The sequence below is a fragment of the Stenotrophomonas sp. 22LJNL06-5-1 genome (genome assembly GCF_056861455.1).
In genome coordinates this window covers 553,706-571,948 of sequence record NZ_JBSPUE010000001.1, presented here as the reverse complement: position 1 = coordinate 571,948, position 18,243 = coordinate 553,706, and the positions used below count along the sequence as shown (strand labels likewise).

Sequence of the window (18,243 nt, the reverse complement as noted above, 5' to 3'; positions counted from 1 at the left end):
CTTAGTTCCTGTCTGCCAGGCCACCACGGGCAGCAACCGCGTTGCGTCGCTGCAGCTCGTCGGCCGTGCGACGTGCTACCGATTCGCTGGATTCACCGGGTTGCTGGTGGATGGTGATGTTGTTGGTCTGTTGCTGCTGCACGGTGGTGACGCCGCGCGCAGAGGGCGATGGCATATCGGGTGCGGTGCGACCGCGAGCGGCCTCGCTGATGCCGCCCCAACGCTTGCGCGCCCCCGGCGCGTCCAACGTGGCGACGTCGCCGACCAGGCCCACGGCGTCATCCAGGCCACCTCGGCCGCCGGCCCGCATGTTGGTGTACCCCACCATGCCGTTGCCGATCGCTTCCGCACCACCGGCAAGCACCTCCTTCCCGAAGTCCAGGCCCTTGCCGACCAGCGCACTGACCTTGCCAATGCCCCCTTCGACGAACCCCATCAGCTTCACGACATAGGGCATGAGGAAATCCAGCTTCGGGATGAGCCAGTCGAACAGGGATTCGGCACCGGACTTGATCGCCGTCCACATCTTGCTCATTCCGATTCCGATCCCGCTGGCGACGGTCGTGTACACGTTGCCCATCCAGGCGACGTACTGCACCAGGCCGCTGATGAGCTGGATGTTCATTCTCAGGCCTTCCATCAGAACGGTACCGAGGAAGCTGCCGATCTGGGCAACGCGCGACAGTTCGTTGCCGGTGTACTGTGCAGGTGCCAGCATCTTCGACAGCCAGTCCCAGGCCTGGCCGATCAGCCCGCTCATGACTTCCCAGGCGGGGCGCAGCGGTTCTACCGCGCGCATCAGTTCACCCATCGCTGCGGTGCCTGCACCGCTCAGGCCTTCCCAGACGCCGCCCAGGAATGCCTTGATCGGCTCCCAGTACTTGCGCACCAGGATGGCGCCTGCGGTGATCGCTGCGATGGCGATCGTGATCGGACCACCACTGATGGCGGCCACGGCAGTAGCAACCACACGGAAGCCCGATGCCAGGCGCATGGCCATCGGCCCGAAGCGCCCCATCTGGGCAAGCAGGCTGCCACCCCGGAACAGCTGGAAGGCCTTCTGAACGCCCAGGATCGGGCCCTGCAGGAAGGTCCAGGCATAGCGAGCGCCGAGTACCGCCGTGCGCATGCCCAGCATGCCGACCACGATCTGCGTGGTGTTGGCGATCAGCTTCGGGTTCTCCTGCACGAACGAGGTGACCCCGTTCAACAGCTCGGTCAGCTTGACCGCGGCCTCACCCACCGCGGGCAGCAGTGCCGCACCGAAGGCCTTGGACAGGTTGTCCACGGCGATCCTGGCGCCTTCGATCTTCTGCGGGTCGGTCTGCATCGCGTCGGCATAGGCCGCATCGGTGGTACCCGCCGATCCATTCAAGGCCTTGTCACGGACACGGATGTAGGTGTCCCAGTTCTCGATCATCGGCTGGACGAAGTTCTTCGCCTGCGCATCGCTGAACAGGGTGCCGATTTTCTTCTGGTCGCCCGCAGTCGCCTGGATGATCCCCTGCATCGCAGCATCGAAGGGATTGCCGCCGCTGGTCTGTGCATCGCCGATGATCTTGCGCAGATCCAGGTTCAGGCTCTTCTTGGCCTTCTCCTGAATGTCCGGCGAGAGCACCTCGGACATGAAGCTCTTCATGTTGCTGGCGGCCTTGTCGGCGCCGCCGGCCGAATCCAGCGTGGCCTCCAGTGCCGCACCCAGCGTGGCCGCCGCCGACGTGCCCTGCAGCTTCATCGCCTCGAACGAGGAACCCAGCACCGGCAGCACCTGGGCCATGTCCTTCAGGCCCAGGCCGCCCTGCCGGCTGTTGACCACCAGCACGTCCAGCGCGTTCTGCATGCGCGAGGGATCGATATCGAACGACTGCTGCAGGGCGGCCGCAGCTTGGGCCACATCATCGATGCTGGCACCGGTGACGGTGGTGGTCCGCCCGACAGCACCGAGGCTGGCCTGGGCCGACTGCGCATCCATGCCGGCGTCGATCATTAGCCTGATCGAGCGCTGCAGCGCGTCGGCACCCTGGTTGGTTGCGCGCGATTGTTCCAGGATCGCCTGGCCAAGTGCGCTGACCTGGGCGCGGCTGAGGTTGGCCGCTACGCCGATCTGCTGGTTCTGGCGGGCGAAGCCAGAGGCGTTCTCGACTGGCTTGGCCAGCGCGGTGACGGCGGTGCCGAGCGCGCCGCGTGCTGCCTTGAACGAGCTGCCGAGCTTCTCGCGTTTCTCCAGGTTGGCGGTACGCTTGGCTTCGACACGCTCCAGCGCTTCCTGCGAGGCACGCAACGCGTCGACCTGCGCACGCATACGGGTGTATTCCTTGCTGGTCGTACTCAGGCGGGCAAGCCTGCGGTCCAGCAATGTCAACTCGGTGCCGATATGCTTGATGCCATCGTTGGCAAAGGACAATGCGTCCTTCAGCGACTTGGACACCTCGCCGCCGATCGTGATCGTTGTCGTTTGAACGTTACTGGCCATGTACCGGCAATCCCTGAATCCACCAGATGAACTTCGACACCCGCAGTGTCATGATTTCGCGCAGGCCCCAGCCGGTATGACCGGCCAGGGCGAGCACTCCCTGCCTGATCTGTGGCAGGGTCAGGTGGTAAAAAGCGCGACGCCTGCCTGCAGTCGTGCGTAGTCGCGCAACGGCATCTTGCGCACGTCGTCCGGCGAGATCTCGCACAGGTTGGCGATCATCCGCACCTCACGCTGTGCGTCGCTGCCCTTGTCGTCCTGGTAGCGCTCCATGTCTTCCACGGTCGGTTCACGCATGCGCAGCACGGCGGTTTCCATGCCGTTGACCTGGCGCGGGCGGGTGAGGGTGATCTCGGCGAAACCATCGCGCTCGATGACGGTGTCGGTGGGGGTCTTGGTCTTGCTGGACATGGATGCGTTCCTGGAATTCGGTGCGGTGCGATGGATGCGGGGGCGCGAGGCGCCCCCGGGTTCTTCAATGCGGCGAGGGTTCAGATGCCCAGTGCGCCGCGGATGCCGGCCAGCACGTCCACGCCACCCTGGCGGGCGATCATGTTGACCACGTCGATCTCCTGCACGACCTGGGCGCCATGGGTCAGCTTGTAGTAGCTCAGCGCCAGGCTGACCTTGATCGTGCCCTTCTCGCCAACCTTGGTTTCGCCGCGGTCCAGCAGCTTCACCTTGCCGCGCATGTTGTGCACGACCTGGGTCACTTCGCCGTCATCGCCTTCCAGGGCTTCACGGGCGGTGAAGCCGTATTCCTTGCTTTCGATGACGTGGAACTTGCTCATGATCTCCGCGTCGTCGGAGGCGAACTCGACATCGGCGGTCAGCTTTTCATGGCCGAGCACGATCTCGGTCGGGGCCAGCATGCCGCCGGCCTGGAAGTCCTCGGTCTTCAGCGACAGCTTGGGGGCGGTGAAGGACATCACGCTGCCGGCATAGCCCTTGCCGTCGACGTAGAAGTTGAAGTTTTTGCGGATCTTGCGCGCCATGCTTAGAAGATCTCCGAGACGTAGTTGTTGTTCATGTGCATGCGGAAGGTCAGCTGCTCACCCGGGTAGGTCGGGGTGAAGTCGAAGTCCCAGTAGAAGCGGCCCTGGGCCACGCTGTCCGCTGCGTTCAGGTCGGGGTCGATCCAGCAGTTGCCGCCGAGGATCGCGCCCTGGGTCTTCAGGCCGCGCAGGAAGGCATTGACACCCTCACGCACGTCGTCGACGTAGGTCTTGCTGATGCCGCGGTCGACGGCCCACAGATGGGCGGCCTCGAGGCTGTCGGCAATGATGTCGGCAGTGCGCACCACGCACAGGAACTGCCACTTCTGGTCGCTGCTGGCGGTACGGTTGCCCCACAGGCGGAAGCCACCTTCGCGGATGATGGTTGCCACGTTCGACTGGTTCAGCAGGTTGGCGCGGCTGGTCGCGTCGGACAGGCCGAAGTCGATCGCACGCGCGGTACCGACCACGCCGTTGAGCTCGAGGTTGGACGGCGATGCCCACCAGCCGCGTTCGTTGTCGCTGCGGGCGATGGCGCCGGCCACTGCACCGGAGGCGTAGCGGGTGACGATGGCATCACCGGACTGCACCAGCAGTGCCGGGTCGACCACGTAGACGCGCTTGGAGCCGGTCAGAGCGGTGGTGCTCTTGGCGGCGTCGTCGTTGCTGTTCGGGCCGTCCTTGATGATCACCGCGCGCAGCTTGTCGGCGATGCCGAGCAGTTCGGCCACGACCGGGTTGGCCAGCAGTTCGGTGTCGCGCTTTTCGTGGGTGTGGGTGAAGCCCGGAACCGCCAGGATGCGGGGTTTGATGCCCACTACCGACTTTGCCGCCAGCAGTGCATGCACGCCGGTGTAGGCACCGGTCTGCGCGTTCACGCCGCCCAGCACGTTGGCCAGGGTGTCGTTCTCGGTGGCGCCCTTCTCGACGCGGATGACGACGACGACCGCATTGGACTGGTCGAAGATGGCGTCGAGCTGGCCCGGGAGGGTGCCCTCATCGACTTCGGTCGCGGCGTTGGCGAGCAGCTTGGCTGCCTGCGAACGCGAGGTCACCAGGACCGGAGTGTTGTACGGGAAGGCGATCTTGTCGGCGCGGGGCGCGGTGCCCACGATGCCGATGACGCTGGTCGAGGCAACAGCGATCGAGCGGGAACCACCATCGATGTTGACGACCTGCACGCCATGCAGAAATTCGGCCATGCGTTGTTTTTTCCTTGGTTGGGTGGGTGCTGCGGTCGCGATCTGCGCCGCATGGGTACATGTTCGTATCTGGCCGCGGCTGGATTAATTGCAGCCGTGGCCCGGAATCACGGTTGCGGTTGCGGTTGCGGCAGCGCGGCCGGGTCGGGTTCGGGTGCAGCGACCATCACCCAGGCAGCACGGGCTTCATCGAAGGTGACCGGGTAGCTGCGATCGGCGGGCGGTGCCAGATCGGTGACCGATGACGGCAGCGCGACCCCACGCGCAACGGGAGTAGCGAAGCTGGCATCGTGCTTGTTCCACAGCGGTCGCGTGCTGTAGTCCGGCAGCAGCGTCCATTCGTGGCGGCTGGCATTCCACGCGTTGTATTGCGGGGTGGTGCCATCCAGCTTGAATGGTTCGGACAGCGTCACGTCCTTGGGCAACGGCTCGCCCAGCGCGAGGCGATTGGGTACCGCCATCGCGGTGCGCGTGTCCCACAGCATGTAGTTGCGGAAATCGGCCACTGTTTCCCAGCGTGAGCCGTCATCGGCCAGGCGCAGTGCCTGGTATTCGCCGGCAGGTTGGCGAGGCGCGACGTCCACGGTGAAGTCGGGCAGGTTCCAGGTGCCGTCCGGGGAAGGCTGCAGGCGGACCTTGCCCATGTAGGCGCGGGTGTCGGGATCGTAGGAGTGCGCGAAGCGCGGTTCAGTAGGCAAGCTCATGTCCTCAGTACGCGATGCAATAGATCATCCGCAGGCCGGCAGGCAGGTTGCGGTCGCCACCGGAGTTCTCCACCACGATGGCGTGGGTGTGTGCGCCGGCGTCGGCGGCCGAAGCGGCATGGCCGTGGTCTCCGACCTGGGCGATGGAAATGGTGTGCGAGTGGGCGCCAGCGCCATTCATGCCGATGTTGTGGCCGTGCGCGCCTGCGCCGTCGGTGGTGAAACTGTGTGCGTGGCCACCGGCCGGGCTGGTGTACGGCCAGGGGTTGTCGTAGTCCAGGTTGCCGCGCGAACCCACGTGATTGTTGTAGTCGGCGCCCCACGGATAGGTGGTGCCGGACTCCGCGAACGCGGTGAGGTGCTGGTGATCGCCAACCCAGGAGGTGCCACCGGTATGCCCATGGTGACCCTGTGAATCGGTCCATGCACCATGCGCATGGTCGCCGACGGCACTGGCACTGGCACCGTGGGAGTGCGCGCCGCCGGCACCTACGGAGATGGCATGGCTGTGGCTGCCTGCTGTTGCCGCACTTGCGCCATGGGCATGGCGGATCACCTCACCCTGGGTGAAGCTGCCGACCGCGTCCGGGTTCAACGTGTGCGTGACCACCGTGCCTTCCTGCATCGCCGGCAGGTTGAAGGTGGTAGTGCCATCACCGGCGCCGTAGCGGGTGCCGATGGCGGCGAACAGGGCCGGATAGCTGGCACGCGGAACAGCAGCGCCATTGCACAGCAGCATGCCGTTGGGCGCGGTGGCACCGGCAAACAGAATCACCTGTCCGGGCACGTGCACGCTGGATGGCACGCCGGTCATGTTGCGCCAGTCCAGGTAGTGGGTGCCGTGGCGGCCATCGAGCAGATCGGCATCCAGGCCCTTGTCGGCGCCCTCGTCCTTCAACGCTGCCGATTTCAGCCCCAGAGCGGAACGGAACGCGGCATCGGTGGCGATCGACAGCAGCGTGCGGACGAACTGGGTGGGGGCGCTGGCGCCAAAGCGCTTGTCGATGAAGGCACGCAGCCCGCGCGGTGTCACCGCACGCTGGGCATCTGCCCCATCTTCGGTCTCGGTCGTCGTGGCCAGTTCGACCACGCCCTGCACCTCGGTGGTGGAGGGCGGATAGATGAATTCGGCATTGCCGAACTCGATCAGTGCTGTATCGACTTCACTGAAGCGGGTATCGGTGGAGAGCAGCAGCATCGAGGCGGCGGTCTTCTCCATGATCGGATCGGTCTGGCCGAAGGTTGCAAACAGCGTGCCGTCGCCCAGGTACAGGCCGAAGCCGCGCAGGCTGTAGGCGGTAGCGCTGTCGTCACGGATCGTGACGTGCAGCGTGTCATCGCCCACGGCCTTGCCACCGAACGTCGAGACCCGCTTGATCTCGCCAGGCAGGACGGTCAGCCCTGCCGTCGGCGTGAACGCCGTGGACGTCAGGCCGATCTCGGTGATCAGCACGGCACTGGTGCCGGTGTTGGGTGGATTGACCAGCTTGGCGAAGCCGGCGTCGGTGATTTTCAAGCGCATGCGGGGTTTACTCTCCGATCAGTTGGATGCGGCGGAAGGTGGTGCCATGGGCGCCGGCAAGTGCACCGATACCGGCGCTGGCCTGCATGCCCTGGGTGAACGTGAAGTGCGAGCGCACCGGCTTGGTACGGCTGATCTCGCCGATCACGTCGTCGACGAACTTGGCGGTGGCGGTCTCGCCGCCCTGGTTGGCGATGGTCATCACCGCTTCGAAGGTGTGCGGTGCACCGTGCGGCTGCATTTCCCACCATTCGCGGATCAGGATCGAACCGCCGAATGCAGCCACCACATCGCGGACGCTGCCCCAGGTGCCTTTGCGGCGCTGGATCGCGATCGCGGCGCGCACGCGGGCACGCTTTACCGTCTCCGGCCAGTAGGCCTTCCATTCGTCGACGGACAAGGCCCAGGCCAGCCATGGCAGCAGCGCGGCAGGGCAGCGGTCCGCGTCCCACAGCGCGGTGATGTCCACCGGCAATGGGCGGGTGATCGCAGCGCGGGCCAAGGCCCGCTCCGCGTGGGTGGCGTTGGGCGGCAGCAGGGTACCTGCCATCGGCACCCTGATCAGCGCATCGCCGTCGATGATCGAGCCGGGAGCGGGTGCCTGGGTGAGCGTGATCACGTTGTTGAGCACGCTGTAATCAATCACGCCCACAGGCTGGGGCATGGTGCGGATGTAGCTGGTTGCTTCGCGACCTTCCTCCACCTGCACGCCCCAGAGATGGATGCGGCTGTCCGGCTTCAGGCCGGTATTTCCGGCTGCCCGTCGATCCAGCACGATACTCACGCCCCGGCGGGCGTCATCTGCGGTTGCGGCATAGGTGTAGCTGTAGCGCTTCCACTTGGTGCCCACCTGCAGACGTGTCCTGCCTGCGCCGGTGGTGCGCATGCCGAGGTCGATGGCACATGGCTCGGTTGCGCGCAGCCAGATGCTGACGGTACGCACGGCACCATCGGGAAACGCGCTTCCATCCTCGTCCACCAGACCGGTGAAGTTCTGATTCGGTCCCCCGATCGCATCGGAGACAGGAAAGGAGCAGGCACTGGAACTGCCATCTGGAGCGGGGTGATTGAACGACAGGTTCGCTGGCTTGGTGTAGAAGCCCTTCCACCAGGTGTTACTGAACGCTGCCGAGAAGCGCTGCAGGTTGCGCCGCAGCGTGTCCGACAGCTTCAGCCGCCCCTGCCAATCGGTGCGGTACACCGCCTGCAGGGTGGACAGTGCGCCACCCGGATGGCGGAACTGCAGGTTGTGGCCGTCGATCGCACCGCGCAGGCGCGAATTGACCACGCGTGTGCCGGAATCACTCATCGTTGCCGCCATGTGTCAGAGTCACCGCGGTGCAGTAGGTGGCCTGGGTCCGGTCCACCACCACGTCGTCCGCCGGGCTGGAAATCTCCACGCGCTGCACGCCCTCGGCATGCAATGCGGCGAACAGGCCGGAGCGGGTGACATCGCGGCCGAGCCGATGCGACTCGGCGATGTAGCGATCCAGGCGCGAGCGTGCTTCGGCCAGAACCACCTGCGAATCCGGGCCGGCGTAGGTGTAGAGCGTGGCGGTCACCGCGTAGTTGATGATTGCCGCCGTGCGTACCAGCACGTGGTCCGTCAGCGGACGCACGTCGGCCGCGCTCAGCTTCGCTTCGACGACGTCGAGCAGCGCTTGGGTGGCCGTGCCATCGGCTTCACGCGACAGCACCGAGACCACCACCTCGCCCGGCGACGGACTGGTCGCGCTGGCGTCGAGCACCCGCGGATCGGCGCTCAGCGCGTGGAAGATGTAGGCACCTTCCGGCCCGGCCACACTGAAGCCTTCCGGCCCCAGTTGGATGCGCCGACGGAAATCCTCGTCGTTCTCGTAGCGAGGCGGGATGCCCTCCTGCGGCTTGCCAGGGTCCAGCATCTGGCGGCCTATGCCGAAGATCGCGGCCAGCTGGTCCAGATCGCTGCCGACTGCATAGGCCAGCATCACGCCACGCGCCGCGTCGTTGACCCGCTGGCGATCGAGCAGGCGCAGGTAGGTGCAGACCTCGAGAATCTTGAAGGCCGGGTCCGACGGCAGCAGCGCGTCGAAGGTGGGATCCAGGGCCTGAAGCGCGGTCAGCGATTCATCGAACAGCGTCTCGAAATCGAGCACTTCGATGACCGCCGGTGCAGGCAGCTGGGAGAGATTGACACTGGTGAACGAGCCGGATGCCACGGTTAGCGAACCTCGATTCCTTCGATGGTGATGGCCTCGCCGTCGGGCAGGTGGATCCCGGTCACTGCCAGGATCATCAAGCCGGGGGCGGGGAGGGAGACGTCGACGTTCTCGACGTGAAGCCGCGGTTCCCATCGCGCGAGTGCGTCGACGGTGGCCGCGATCAGGTCCATGCGCAGCGAGCGGTTGGTCGGCGCATCGATCAGTTCGAACACGCGCGAACCGTATTCACGGCGCAGTACCCGGGAGCCAAGGGGCGTGGTGAGAACGTCACGCACGGACTGGTGCAGATGGGCGAGCCCATCCAGTGATTTGCCGGTGTTGGCGTCGATTCCTCGCATGGCCTCTATCGTCGTGGAGTGCGGGTTTTCAGGGCATTGCACGCGTGGCCGCTCAGGGCTGCGCGGGCGTGGTGGGTGCGGTGGGACCCTGTGCGGTGTGCTTGTGTGCCTTCAGGCCGATGGCGCCGGCCTTGACCTCGCCCGGTGTGCTGATGTCCTTGCCGGCACTGATCGCACCGGTGACGTCCAGGTCGCCGGTCGCCTTGATCGACGGCGTATCGAGCACGATCGATTCGCTGGCGATCACCTGTGCACTTGCACAGGTGACGATCACCTTGCCGCTGCCGACATCGACGTTGAGCGTGGCGGTTTCCTGGTCGTACTCGACGACGCTGCCGTCGGCGAACTCGGTGCGGTGCCGCAGTCGCGAGTCGGCCGGCGCCGGGAACCGATCCTGGTACAGGCTGCCGAGAACGAGTGCCTGGCCCGGGTCGCCATAGGGACAGGCCAGCAGCACCTGCTCGCCGGGTTCGGGGGCACACCAGCTGCGCACGCCTGGACCAGCACGGCGCTCCAGCCAGGGAATCCAGTCGGTCAGCATGCCGTCTGCATCCACGCGCACGCGGCCGCCCGCTTCGTCCAGCTCGCGCACGACGCCGATCATCAGCAGATTGCCGATCAGGCGTGCGTGTTCGGCGCTCATGGTGTTGCTCCTTCAATGGGCTGGTAGCGCGCTTCGTGATCACGACCGATCTCCGGTACGAAGCTGTAGAAGGCCTGGGGAACTGCGCCTCCGTTCTCCTCCCAGGCGTTGCTGCCCAAGGCGACCGGCAACGACCACTCCACCAGCCAGGTGCGAAGGCCTGGCTGCGCCGCCGCCGCGTCTTCGGGCAGTGCGGCGATCACTTCGATCGCGCCGCTGGCCGCACCGGGGAACCGGCCAAGCTGGTGCAGCCAGGTGGCGAGCGCGACGGCGGCCTTGCGCAGCTGCAGTGCTGAGCCGGCAGTGGCGGCAGCGACGACGACGCGTGCCTCGAAGCGCAGCAGTGCCTGCATCTGCCCGCTGCCATCGTCCTTGTCCTTGCTGCGATCACAGCGGGTCATCGCCAGCAGGCAGGCCGGCGTGGCCAAGCCTTCAGCGCTGGGTTCGCGATAGAACTCGACGGTTGCGAAGTCCGGGAAGCGCACGCGGATCGCGGCTTCGATGGCGGAGTGCAGTGTGTCGAGAATGGAAGAGGGGGAGTCGGTCGCCATGTCAGCTCGTGCGTTGAATGGGAGGACGCGCCTGGTTGGAGACGCGCGCTGTCTGCATCCAGTGTTGCCATCACCCGTCGCATGGGACATTGCAGGCGTGGCCGCGGGGATCAGCGCTGTTGTTGCGTGGTGGCAGTGCCGGTGGCTGCGCACTCCGCAGGTGCTGTTGGCGCTGTACCGTTGAGGGTGATCCCCTGCTGGCTGCCGAGGCTGCACAGCAGGGCACGCAGCTGGTCCGCCAGTGCGTGGTACTGCCGCGCGACCGCAACGTGATTGCGTAGCAGCGCATCGTCGTTGGCCGCCTGCAGGTCTGGAAGCTCATCCGGCGCACGCAGCTGCGCCGGGGCGATGCTGAGATCAACGCGACAGGGCACGGCCGGCGTTGGCTTCGCGCCAGATGCGCACGAACTCAGCATCAGCATCGCCGCGATCACGGCCAGGAGTCTTGGCATGGGTCTCGATGTCCTGTTGCAGGGTTTGGAACTGCCGGGTGCGTTCGGCCTGCGTGGCCAGGCGCTGCGATTCGGCCTGCGCACCTGCGCGGGCGTTGCCGAGGTCCCGCTGATGTGCGGCCTGCGCCGCATCAGCGCGCGATGCCTGCTGTGCGGTCTGCACGGTGGCGATGGCAAGGTCCGCGCTGCGGTCCCGCAGCGTCCACCCCAGCCAGGCGCAGCCTGCGTGGGTACCGGCAAGGACCAGCAGGCCCACGCGGAAATGCAGGGCGAGGGGCGTCACTGCAGGCCTCCGCCGGCGGCGCGGTAGGCCACGCGCAGTGCTTCCAGTGCGTGCTCCTTCTGCCCGTAGCCGGCGCCCGGCAGTGACGCCCAGATGCGTCGTGCGGCGTTGACGCCGGCATCGAAGCGACCGAGGCGGATCAACTCGTAGGCACCGCATTGCTTGAGCAGCGCCACGGCCGCGCGGTCCTGCGAAACCGGGCCGAAGTCGGGCAGGCCCAGCCGCGCGCGCAGATCATCCCAGGTACTGCGCAGGAACTGGTAGCGGCCGGCGGCACTGGATTTGATGCCATAGCGTGGCAGCGACACCAGCACGCGGGGATGGTCGCGGTAGTCGTTGAACAGCTGACCACCAACGATCACGTCGTAGCCGCGGTCACGCGAGCGCTGGCTGGGAATGTCGGTGCCTTCGGATACCGCCAGCATGTCCAGGAATGCGGCGACGTTGGCACCACCGAGGGCGCTGGCTGCAGCGGCGGTCACGCGGCGGCCCCCGGCTGCTTGCGCACCAGGTTCAACAGAGCGTCTATCTGCACGCTCTGCTGGGCGATCTGCGCGCGCAGGGCGCTCACTTCTCCGCGCAGCTGGCCGATCTCCTGGGCCATGGCTTCGCGCTCGTGCATCAGGCCGTCGGCGCGGGTACGCTCGGCTGCGAGCTGCTCCTGCAGGGTGCGCAGGGTGTTGCTGGTGGCCTCGTCTGCGGTGCGGTCGACCTTGGCCGACGACAACCACTGGCGCAGCCACAGCGACACCGCGATCAGTACACCCGAGGTTCCCCCCAGATATTTGGCCCAGTCCGGTACACCGGCCAGCAGGTCGCTCTCGTTCATGCGCGTGCGTACCCCTTGAGCAGGGCCGGATGGACCGCGGGCGGTGGCGCGGAACGGGCGCCACGCAGGGCGCGCTTGATGGTGGTCTGCGAAACACCGAACTCGCGCGCGACGTGCTCGCGCGGCATGCCGCAGGCGACCGCTCGTGCGATCTGCTCGCGGCGCTCATGGGCATTGGCTGCAAAGCACGAGGCCAGGAACAGCAGCTCGCCACCGAAGTGGGTGACCAGCCGCTGGGCCACGTCGCGGCCGAGGATGTCGATCAGGCGATGCTGGTCGGGCAGGGTGGAGGGAACGTAGACGATGACGCGATGACGGCCGGTGGTGCTGGAGGTGGTCGGCGGCCACGCACGCACCAGCGTGAGGGCTGCGGATTCGCCGATGACCTCGGCCAGGGTCTGGATGCTGTCGGGCAGGGCGTTCATGGAGGATGTCTTCAGTGGCATTGATCTCCACTGTTGCCATCCCACTTCGCCAGTCAACACCTTTCGTCTACTTTCAGCTGTGTGTGCTGAAGATGTTCATCGGCACCCCGAGGACGGGTGAGGAGGGCTGCACGGCAGCGTGTGACGCCCTGCGGCTACTGGCTGTTGCTACTGGTGTTCGCTCTTTCCTTCGTACTCGCAGTCCTCACAGGGGGAGGGAAAGGCAGATCAAGGGGCTGTGGCAGGTACGGGGTGAGGATGGCGTCCCGGTGGCCGTCCTCATGCAGGTGAGCAGGCCCTGAAACGAAAAAGCCCCGGACGATGCCGGGGCTTCAGGACTGCAGGTGATGCTGGATCAAAGGTCGAATACCAGGTTGCCGCCGGTCTTGCGCGGAATGTAACCGGCATCACGCAGCCAGCGCGCTGCATTGACCTGGTCCATGCGCTTGACCGGGAAGCGGTTGGCGAACATCAGGAACCGCGCCACGGTGATCGACTCGCCCTTGCCCTTCAGGGCGGCCAGGGTCTCGGTGAACCACGGCGCGGGCGGCTGCTGGCTGCCGGGACGAGCCGCAGTGCGATCCTGCCGGGTGGTGCCGGTCTCGGCCCGGGCGTTGGCCAGCGAGCACAGCGAGATGAAGATCGCGTCCAGGCTCACGATGTCCTTGCCACCCTTGGGCTGCGACTTGAACAATTCGATGGCCTTCTGGCGCGTCGACGTGAACTGTTCGACCTCCATGACAATTCCTCTTTGCGAAAGTGGTTGGGGATGCAGGGTGACGACAGGTGCCGTCGGTGATGGGGGACGACCTTACATCATTTTCGCCGATGATGGGCCGGAACCTGCGGTTGGGGCAGGGGAAGCTGCAGGGCAGCGCGGCCCTGCTCCAGGCTCAGATCACGCCGCGCGACAGCAGCTGGTCCAGCGTCCTGCGTACCAGATCAGCCTGGCTGCCGTCGTTGCTCACCTCGATGTCGACCAGGTCATCGGGCAGTGGCTGCTCGCTGGCGTGGGTGTCATGGCCTCCATGACCCGGGCGGCTGACGCGGATCACGACACCCCCGCGGCGACGGATCGCGCGGGCTTCATTGCTGAAGCGGACGTCGGGAACCAGTCCTCCCGCAGGCAGGCGCGCGAACAGCGAGCGTACCCACAGCTCGGGATGGACGCGGTCGCGCCCCCATTCGGTACCCGCGGTCTGCATCAGGTGGCGAGGAGTGAGTTCGGCCAACCAGTCGATGGTGTCCTCCTTGCGGCTGTCCAGTTCACGCAGGGAGAGCCCGAGGATGGACGCGACGAACTGCCGCAGCGGTGCGGCGAAGCTGTCGCAGGGCAGTGCCAGTGCCGACGCCAGCCCGTTGGCGAGGGTGTCCTTGCCCGCACGCTTGGCGCCGGCGATGCCGATGTAGAGCGGCGGACCCGCCTGCGGGCGTGCGCGAAGCGCAGTGCTGGCCAGGGCAGGCCCGGCACGGAACGCGGCCAGTGTATCGGCGATCATGCGATGGCCGCTGTCGAGGGAAGCGGGAATCATGGGGAATCTACTCCTGGAAGGACGTGGCCGCTGCCGGTGGATCAGGAATCACGTGCGGCGGTGCTGCGGGCGCGCAGGATGCGCTGGGTGATGCGGCCACCGCGCGCAGCCGCCGCGATCGGGTCAAAGCACAACATGGCGGTACGCGTACGGCGGCCGGCAGCAAGGTGATCGCGGATGGTCCGCTCGGACAGTACCGGTACCCGTTGGTGGATCTGTCGCACGGTGAGCTGCTCACCTTCGAAGGCATGCAGTCGGGGTCGAGGCATGGCGGAAGCGCTCCTGGAAGGTGGCGTGGCCGATACAGTCATCTTGCCCTTGTGGACCATTCCAGTCAACACCTTTCATCTACTTGCGTCCTCGCCGGGTTGGGAGGGGGAGTGGCGATCCATTGCCGTACCGCCAGCGACGCCAATCGCTCGCGCTCCACAGGACCCCTGGCGGCCTGCACGCGCGCCAGGTACTGCTGGCGATGCCGGCGCGGACTGATCGTTCTGCACCGCCCTTGAGCGTCGGTGCAGCGATAGCCCGCCAGTTGCAGCAGGCGACGTGCCTCGCAGTCCAGGCGCCACTCGGCGCTGTCGCTGCCGACTTCGCGGCCATCATGGGTACGTGGCATCAGAACGGTCCTGCGATGTGTTCGGCGATGCTGCGGCTGCGCGGTGGCATCAGCCACACCTTTGCCCGCTCCTTGCCCACCACGCGGGTGCGTACGCCATGCCGCTTCACCACGTAGGCGGCAGCCTCGTTGACCTCGCGCCGGTTCGGTTTGTCGATGCCGACCGCGATGACGATCTCGGTGGCACGGTAGTGCGCGCTCCAATGCTCGGCGGGCAGGGACCAGTCGAAGTGGCGGTCGATCAGCTCGGCGATCGGTGAGATGGGCTCGTGCTCGCTGTTGGTGGCATTGAGGGCATCCAGCTCTTCGCCGGACAGGTGCCAGCTCTCGCCATTGCGGTACAGCGCATGGGCTTCGGCCCACACCTGCTGCATGTCGATCCGCGCCGGTTCTCCCAATGCCACGGCATGCACGGTCCACCAGCGGCTGTTGCCGGTCGCGTCACGCAGGAAGCGCTCGTCGTTGACACTGGCAAACAGGATGGTGCGCCGCGCATAGCGCGATTCGGTACGTGCGTAAGGCCGGCGGATTTCATCGTGGCTGCGCGAGATGAATGATTTCAGCGCGGCTATGTCGGTGCGGCGGAAGGTGGCGTCGACTTCACCCAGTTCCACGATCCACTTGGAAATGACCTGCTTGACGCTGTCCTTGTTGGCGGGGTCGAGTACCACGCCATCGGCGATCAGCTGCAGTTCGGCAGGTGCCAGCTGCCGTGCCCAGCGCGTCTTTCCCAGATTCTGCTTGGAGACGAAGGTCAGTACACCACGAGCGACCACGCCATCCGGTTCAAAGGCGGCCGCCACGCCGGAGATCAGCCAGCGCTGCATCAGCACCTCCTTCAGGATGCGGCCATCGGCCATGCGCGTGGGCTGGGCTTCCTGCACGGTGTCGAAGAACGCCTGGAGGCGGGACTGGCCATCCCAGGGCTGCGAGGTGATCCAGCTGGCAACGGGATTGTAGGGATTGGCTTCGGCCACCTGGCACAGGTTGGTCTCGAAGCTGGCGGTGGCCATGCCGGCACGGTGCATGCAGTCCATCACTTCGCCGGCGGCAACCTCCTTGGCATTGTCGATCGTGGACTGGAGGTCCGGCACCAGGATCTCCAGGTCCTTGCGGATGACGTTGTAGCGCACCGTAACGCCGGTGCGCCGGCACAGCTCGGCGAGATTGCGCGCGGTCGGCAACGGGCGGCCGCGTGCACTGCTGTCCGGGAACGGAGTGAAGGTATCGAAGGCGGAGAGGTTGCCGGGAACCTGGTAGCTCGCGGCGGCCGGGGAGCGTGTGCCGCTGTCGGCGGGTGCTTCGTCCGGTGCGCACGGCGGGTCGGGAAGCAGCTGCGCGCGCAGTGCCTCCAGGCCTTCACGCCGATGCAGGTCGTTGAAGTCGGTGGGGCGATCATCGTCGCCGTGCACGATGGCGAATTCCGGCCAGACCACCCGAGCACCGATGTCCGCCGCAGCCTGCGTGGCCTGGCTGACACCAGGGTTCTCCAGTGGTTGCAGCGTCCATTGGTCGTTATCCGCGCAGAGCACGAACGAGGCGTCGGGTACGGCGTTGTGCCAGGCACGGGCCACGGCCGTCAGGTTGCCTGCATCCCATGCGACCACGACGCACCAGCCGGTGGCCTGATGGATCGACGCTGCTGTGGCATAGCCCTCGGCAATGGCGATGGGAAGCCCGGGCAATGGCTTGCCGATGACATGGAAGCAGCCCTGCTTGCGGCCACCGGCCAGGAAGTCCTTGTCGCGTCCCAGTGCCGGGTCGGTGCGGGGAAGGATCGCCTGCAGGGAGACGATGCGCCCGGCAGTGTTCACCACCGGCACCAACAGCGCATTCTCGATGTGGCGGAACACCAGTCCATCGCTGTTGCGGACCGGCCACGCCGCCACGCGCAGGCCGTGAGCGTGTACACCCTTGCGGGCAAGATAGGGGTGGCTGTCGTCGGCGGGCATGGCCCGCTGCCACAGTACGTTGGCGGCCTTGGCTGCGGCATCCTCGCGCTCGCGTTGTTGCCGCTCCCGTTCGGTCCGGGCCGATTCCTGGCGCTGCCGGATCGCGCGCTGCTCGGTGGGACTCAGCGTGGCCGGTGATTGTGCACACCAGGCGTGACGGGTGCCGGTACGCCAGCTGCCGAACTCGCCGGCGGGTACGTTGTCGCCGAACAGGACCGCCCAGCCATTGCGCGTGCCACGGCGGTCACCCTCCACGTGGAAGCGCACCAGCGTGCCGTTGGCGTTGAGTGCATCGCGTCCGCGCGCATCCGGCACGATGCCGTGTGCATGCATGGCCTGCAGGAACGCTGGGACGACGTCCTGCGTTGGGTGCGGTGTGTACATTCGGCGGGACCCCTTTGGAACATTGTTCGGTGCACAGCGGCCGTGGATGGCAACGGCGCTGTGCGATGCCTGCCCTGTGCAGGCCATGCGGCGGCGGCCCGACGCGAAGTGGTCAGTAGGTGATGGGAGGTGTTGATGTGTTCATGGTGTCGGATGGATCCACCATTTGCAACACCTTTGGATACCTGCCGTCCCCGGAGACGCCACAGGCACTCCATGCGGTTGGACATGCGACTGCGATCGCAGATCAGCATCATCGCCGTCATGCGTCGCAATCGGCGAGAACCGGTTTCCGGATGATGGCCGGGCCGTTCGACGCGGCCCTTCACTCTCTCTCAAACGCCCGCCAGGGCGCCCATGCACAAGGAGCCCGCATGACTGAAGCCGACCTCAATGAAATGTCCTGGCACAACGCCACATGCGCGCCGCAGACTGCGGACGCGGCGTTCTCAATCAGTGCGACGACCCCTCGATAAAATACAACCCGCATGACGGACACCATCGACGAAGCGCAGGAACTGGACGCGCGCCATCTGCAACGAGCACTGGCCCAGCACGCAACGCGGGCCCGCAGCGTTGCCCCTCTCACGCCCATTGGGGAATGCCACAACCCGGACTGCAGCGAAGACTTCGACAACGATCCGGCCAGGCTGTTCTGTGGGCCCGCCTGTGCCGAGCGTTTCGAAGCCATCCATCAACACCGCAACGCATAGGAACAGGGGACATGTCTCTGAACAGCAACGACGCTGGCTTCACCGAACGCATCGCCGGATTGTCGGCCGAGCTCGCCCTGTTGGTGAGCCTGGTGGAGAACCACATCCATCTGCAGTTGGCTGACCTGGCCGACTCGGGTGATGTGGATGCACAGGAGCGATTCGCGGTGGCCGATCCGGAGCGCTGGTTGGAGAACGCCCGCAACAGCCTGCAGGCGGGCGTCATGTTCCTGGAACGCGCGGTGCAGCAGCCCGCGCGGTTCTAGCGATGTGACGCGGGGACGGAAGGGGCCGTCAGGTCGCCTTCCGTCCCCCTTGGTGCCATGGAGAGCGCCTGCGTCCGTGGCTGCGTCATAACGTCGCACCACCTTTCTGGAAACCCTGAACGTGGTCCAAGGTTGGCTGCAGCCCCGTAGAATGGCGGC

General features: G+C 66.1%; 23 protein-coding genes. 2 read left to right on the top strand and 21 right to left on the bottom strand.

All coding sequences use genetic code 11. The annotated features are described in order from the left end of the window. Position 1: 1 nt before the first annotated feature. The 21 genes from AC13GF_RS02690 to AC13GF_RS02590 form a co-directional block, all read right to left on the bottom strand. Positions 2-2,473: a phage tail tape measure protein gene (locus tag AC13GF_RS02690; RefSeq protein WP_483003145.1), complete on the bottom strand. Its 2,472-nt coding sequence runs from the start codon at positions 2,471-2,473 to the stop codon at positions 2-4. Positions 2,474-2,593: 120 nt separating this feature from the next. Continuing rightward, positions 2,594-2,884, bottom strand: a complete 291-nt coding sequence (locus tag AC13GF_RS02685) for a phage tail assembly protein (RefSeq protein ID WP_005412456.1) — start codon at positions 2,882-2,884, stop codon at positions 2,594-2,596. Positions 2,885-2,964: 80 nt separating this feature from the next. Next, a complete protein-coding gene (locus AC13GF_RS02680) occupies positions 2,965-3,468 on the bottom strand; it encodes a phage major tail tube protein (protein ID WP_005412457.1) in 504 nt (167 codons plus the stop codon). 2 nt (positions 3,469-3,470) lie between these two features. Continuing rightward, on the bottom strand, positions 3,471-4,670 hold the full coding sequence (locus AC13GF_RS02675; RefSeq protein WP_010483787.1) for a phage tail sheath C-terminal domain-containing protein: 1,200 nt from the start codon (positions 4,668-4,670) through the stop codon (positions 3,471-3,473). A gap of 107 nt (positions 4,671-4,777) precedes the next feature. Further along, a complete protein-coding gene (locus AC13GF_RS02670) occupies positions 4,778-5,374 on the bottom strand; it encodes a hypothetical protein (RefSeq protein ID WP_483003143.1) in 597 nt (198 codons plus the stop codon). Positions 5,375-5,378: 4 nt separating this feature from the next. Beyond that, complete coding sequence (locus AC13GF_RS02665; protein WP_483003142.1) at positions 5,379-6,896, bottom strand: tail fiber protein; 1,518 nt, start codon at positions 6,894-6,896, stop codon at positions 5,379-5,381. A 7-nt stretch (positions 6,897-6,903) separates the two neighbouring features. Then, positions 6,904-8,205 (bottom strand): phage tail protein I, encoded by a 1,302-nt coding sequence (locus AC13GF_RS02660; RefSeq protein WP_483003140.1) that lies wholly within the window; start codon positions 8,203-8,205, stop codon positions 6,904-6,906. Next, complete coding sequence (locus tag AC13GF_RS02655; RefSeq protein WP_483003139.1) at positions 8,198-9,094, bottom strand: baseplate assembly protein; 897 nt, start codon at positions 9,092-9,094, stop codon at positions 8,198-8,200. The genes AC13GF_RS02660 and AC13GF_RS02655 overlap by 8 nt, the downstream gene beginning before the upstream one ends. 2 nt (positions 9,095-9,096) lie before the next feature. Further along, positions 9,097-9,435: a GPW/gp25 family protein gene (locus AC13GF_RS02650; protein ID WP_483003137.1), complete on the bottom strand. Its 339-nt coding sequence runs from the start codon at positions 9,433-9,435 to the stop codon at positions 9,097-9,099. A 52-nt stretch (positions 9,436-9,487) separates the two neighbouring features. Beyond that, positions 9,488-10,078: a phage baseplate assembly protein V gene (locus tag AC13GF_RS02645; protein WP_317614005.1), complete on the bottom strand. Its 591-nt coding sequence runs from the start codon at positions 10,076-10,078 to the stop codon at positions 9,488-9,490. Continuing rightward, the gene (locus tag AC13GF_RS02640) at positions 10,075-10,629 is read right to left on the bottom strand and encodes a hypothetical protein (RefSeq protein WP_483003136.1); all 555 of its coding nucleotides are present in this window, start codon (positions 10,627-10,629) and stop codon (positions 10,075-10,077) included. The genes AC13GF_RS02645 and AC13GF_RS02640 overlap by 4 nt, the downstream gene beginning before the upstream one ends. Positions 10,630-10,739: 110 nt before the next feature. Continuing rightward, positions 10,740-11,003, bottom strand: a complete 264-nt coding sequence (locus tag AC13GF_RS02635; RefSeq protein WP_483003135.1) for a hypothetical protein — start codon at positions 11,001-11,003, stop codon at positions 10,740-10,742. Beyond that, positions 10,987-11,364, bottom strand: a complete 378-nt coding sequence (locus AC13GF_RS02630) for a hypothetical protein (RefSeq protein ID WP_483003134.1) — start codon at positions 11,362-11,364, stop codon at positions 10,987-10,989. The genes AC13GF_RS02635 and AC13GF_RS02630 overlap by 17 nt, the downstream gene beginning before the upstream one ends. After that, complete coding sequence (locus AC13GF_RS02625; protein ID WP_483003132.1) at positions 11,361-11,846, bottom strand: glycoside hydrolase family 24 protein; 486 nt, start codon at positions 11,844-11,846, stop codon at positions 11,361-11,363. Before AC13GF_RS02625 ends, AC13GF_RS02630 begins: the two co-directional genes overlap by 4 nt. Beyond that, positions 11,843-12,193: a hypothetical protein gene (locus AC13GF_RS02620; protein WP_005408337.1), complete on the bottom strand. Its 351-nt coding sequence runs from the start codon at positions 12,191-12,193 to the stop codon at positions 11,843-11,845. The genes AC13GF_RS02625 and AC13GF_RS02620 overlap by 4 nt, the downstream gene beginning before the upstream one ends. Next, positions 12,190-12,618: a Mor transcription activator family protein gene (locus tag AC13GF_RS02615; protein ID WP_019336914.1), complete on the bottom strand. Its 429-nt coding sequence runs from the start codon at positions 12,616-12,618 to the stop codon at positions 12,190-12,192. Before AC13GF_RS02615 ends, AC13GF_RS02620 begins: the two co-directional genes overlap by 4 nt. Before the next feature lie 355 nt (positions 12,619-12,973). Further along, positions 12,974-13,357, bottom strand: coding sequence for a hypothetical protein (locus AC13GF_RS02610; RefSeq protein WP_478471978.1), 384 nt, complete (start codon positions 13,355-13,357; stop codon positions 12,974-12,976). A 154-nt stretch (positions 13,358-13,511) separates the two neighbouring features. Then, the gene (locus AC13GF_RS02605) at positions 13,512-14,150 is read right to left on the bottom strand and encodes a deoxynucleotide monophosphate kinase family protein (RefSeq protein WP_483003130.1); all 639 of its coding nucleotides are present in this window, start codon (positions 14,148-14,150) and stop codon (positions 13,512-13,514) included. Positions 14,151-14,191: 41 nt separating this feature from the next. Continuing rightward, entirely contained in the window at positions 14,192-14,419 is a 228-nt protein-coding gene (locus AC13GF_RS02600) for a hypothetical protein (protein WP_010483758.1), read from the bottom strand. Between the two features lie 65 nt (positions 14,420-14,484). Continuing rightward, positions 14,485-14,769 carry a DUF7696 family protein gene (locus AC13GF_RS02595; RefSeq protein WP_483003128.1) on the bottom strand — a complete coding sequence of 95 codons (285 nt, stop codon included), beginning with the start codon at positions 14,767-14,769 and terminating at the stop codon, positions 14,485-14,487. Next, positions 14,769-17,105, bottom strand: coding sequence for a VapE domain-containing protein (locus tag AC13GF_RS02590; RefSeq protein ID WP_483003126.1), 2,337 nt, complete (start codon positions 17,103-17,105; stop codon positions 14,769-14,771). Before AC13GF_RS02590 ends, AC13GF_RS02595 begins: the two co-directional genes overlap by 1 nt. A gap of 488 nt (positions 17,106-17,593) precedes the next feature. Here AC13GF_RS02590 and AC13GF_RS02585 point away from each other — a divergent pair, with 488 nt between their 5' ends. Beyond that, positions 17,594-17,818, top strand: a complete 225-nt coding sequence (locus tag AC13GF_RS02585; RefSeq protein ID WP_054171133.1) for a hypothetical protein — start codon at positions 17,594-17,596, stop codon at positions 17,816-17,818. A gap of 11 nt (positions 17,819-17,829) precedes the next feature. Next, positions 17,830-18,084: a hypothetical protein gene (locus tag AC13GF_RS02580; protein WP_054171134.1), complete on the top strand. Its 255-nt coding sequence runs from the start codon at positions 17,830-17,832 to the stop codon at positions 18,082-18,084. Positions 18,085-18,243 lie beyond the last annotated feature (159 nt).